Source organism: Chrysiogenia bacterium, assembly GCA_020434085.1.
Lineage (GTDB): Bacteria > JAGRBM01 > JAGRBM01 > JAGRBM01 > JAGRBM01 > JAGRBM01.
Genome location: JAGRBM010000397.1, coordinates 1 through 2,433, shown reverse-complemented (window position 1 = coordinate 2,433; position 2,433 = coordinate 1). Strand labels below are relative to the sequence as shown.

The 2,433-nt window shown below is 63.0% G+C and carries 3 protein-coding genes; 2 read left to right on the top strand and 1 reads right to left on the bottom strand.

The features are described from left to right. Positions 1-281: 281 nt before the first annotated feature. Positions 282-755: a 6,7-dimethyl-8-ribityllumazine synthase gene (locus KDH09_13670; GenBank protein MCB0220743.1), complete on the bottom strand. Its 474-nt coding sequence runs from the start codon at positions 753-755 to the stop codon at positions 282-284. Positions 756-965: 210 nt separating this feature from the next. On the opposite strand from KDH09_13670, the gene KDH09_13665 reads away from it, so the two are divergent. After that, positions 966-1,679, top strand: coding sequence for a HEAT repeat domain-containing protein (locus KDH09_13665; GenBank protein ID MCB0220742.1), 714 nt, complete (start codon positions 966-968; stop codon positions 1,677-1,679). A gap of 90 nt (positions 1,680-1,769) precedes the next feature. Then, the coding region (locus KDH09_13660) for an IS1595 family transposase (GenBank protein MCB0220741.1) at positions 1,770-2,433 on the top strand (664 nt) is incomplete at its 3' end.

Below are 2,433 nucleotides of genomic sequence, written 5' to 3'. Positions count from 1 at the left end.
CTTGCCGATACGCCCTCGACCAGGGTCGCGGCATAGGCCTCGCTCACCGGGCCGAGCGGTTCGCCGCGGTGGACCTGGGTGAGCAGCTCGCGGATATCGCCCTGCTTTTCCCAGTTGCTCAAATCGAGCTGGTAGAGCGCCTGAAGTGCGGCTTCTCTGGCTTTGCGGCGTTTGCCCATGGAAACAAGATGCCCCTGCCTACCGGCGCACTGCGACGGCGACTGCCGCGCGGGTGCGGCCATTGTGAAGACTGGATTTGCGAGCGCCCATGCGCAACGGGCTCAGGAAAGCCCGGCGGCGCGGTAGAGCGAGACCATCTCGATGACGGCCAGCGCCGCGTCGACGCCCTTGTTGCCCGCCTTGGTACCGGCACGCTCGATCGCCTGCTCGATGTTCTCGGTCGTGATGATACCAAGGCCCACGGCAACCCCGTGGCGACGGCTCACTTCGGCGACGCCCTTGATGGACTCGTTGCAAACGTGTTCGTAGTGGGTCGTCCCGCCGCGAATCACGCAGCCAAGGCAGATGATGGCGTCATACTTCTTCTGCGCAGCCAGTTTGTCGGCCAGCATCGGGATCTCGAAAGCACCGGGGACCCGGTAGGTGTCGATTTTCGACTCGTCTGCGCCGTGGCGTTTGAGGCAGTCGAGCGCTCCGTCGAGAAGCCGCTCGGTGATGAATCCATTGAAACGCGCCAGCACAATCGCTACCGACATGCCCGATGCGTCGAGTTTTCCTTCAAATTCCTGGCCCAAAGTCTCGGCCCTGCCCTTCTCTTGTCCGTCTGTGCGGCCTGAGACCCCTCAAGGGCCCGGCCCGAAGCCCGCGCATCATTTCCGGGGGGCGCGGGCGAGTCAAGCACCGCCGGCATTTGGATCGGCGTGCATCCCGGTAATATGCTTGAGGAAAGTCGGAATTGCGAACCCGCGGCGACCACTGCCGGAAACCCAATAGAGGACGCCCGAATGAAACGCGTGCCCGCACTGACCCTCTCTCTTCTGATTTTGCTCGCCGCCCCCGCCGCCGGCCAGACCGTCAACGAGGCGCCCGGTGGCGGCTTCGAAACACCCGGGGCCACGCGCACGGGCTATCTGGTGGCCGATATCAAGAGCGGCGATCCCGCCCGGGTCGCCAGTGCGCTGCGCACCCTGCCCGAGCTCAAGGACTCCCACGCGCAGCCCGTGATCGAGGCCGCGCTCAGCGGCAAGCTGGGCCATGAGGACAAGCTGCTCGCCCTCGAAGACGCTGCCCGTCGGGGCAAGCAGGTGGGACAGGACATGTTCATCCTCGCGCTGAAGAAGGGCGACGATGCGCTGAAAACAGCGGTTCTCGAGCAGGTCAGCGCTTTCGAGCGGGACTTCGCCCTGCCCGTGCTTGAGCAGGCCATGAGCGACGAGCAGGTCCAGATCCGCCTGGAGGCGCTCAAGGCAGTTGCCACCATGGATGAGCAGACCCGCCATCAGATCCTCACCCTGGCGGCAAAAGACACACAGGCCGGCGTGCGCCTGCAGGCCGCCACGGACGCCGCAAATCTGCCAAAAAACCGGGCCTGGAGCATCCTGAAGGACCTCTTGAGCGACCCGAGCAACGAAGTCGCCACCCACGCACGGGCCAGCGCCGCCGCCGTGGGAGTCGACCCCGGCAAGGTCAGTCCGCTCAAGCCCTACGAGCTGCGCTGAAGAACTCTACGGGTTTGCTGAGTGCATAGTCGCCCTGATCTAGGCGACTATGCACTTGACAAAACCACGTAAATTTGTCATGATTTGAGCATGGCAACGAACCGCGAAATCATTGAAGACCCAACCCATCTGGGGATGCTCGAAATACTGGACCGCTTCTCCACTGACGAGAAGGCCCGTAAGTTCCTTGAGGCCATCCGCTGGCCGGAGGGGCCGGTCTGCCCGCATTGCGGCAACTGCGACAAGGCGCGGGTCTACAAGGTCACGCCAAACAAGGCCAAGAAGGTCCGTGAGGGCCTCTACAAGTGTGCCGAGTGCTCCAAACAGTTCACCGTGACAGTTGGCACCATCTTTGAGAAGTCCAAGGTGCCGCTCCGCAAGTGGATGCTGGCGTGGTATCTGGTCTGCTCTTCAAAGAACGGCATTTCGGCTCTGGAGCTACAGCGCCACCTGAAGCTGGGCAGCTACCGCACGGCATGGCACATGCTCCACCGCATCCGCTACGCCCTCAAGGACCCAGTCTTTGACGACCAGCTCTCGGGCGAGATCGAGGCGGACGAGGTCTACCTGGGTGGCAAGCCAAAGAGCATGAAGAAGTTTATGAGCGCTGCCGAGAAGAAGGCCCGCCGCATCAAGGCCAACGCCAAGAAGATGCCGGTTGTTTCCGTCATGGAGCGCGGGGGCCGGGTTCGCTCATTCTCGGTTACCAAGGTCAACGGCGAGAGCGTGCGGGAAATCCTGCTGGAGCACGTCG

Excerpts from the sequence above, each read along its gene's own strand:
- KDH09_13665 (MCB0220742.1), top strand. The coding sequence starts at position 966 with ATGAAACGCGTGCCCGCACTGACCCTCTCTCTTCTGATTTTGCTCGCC.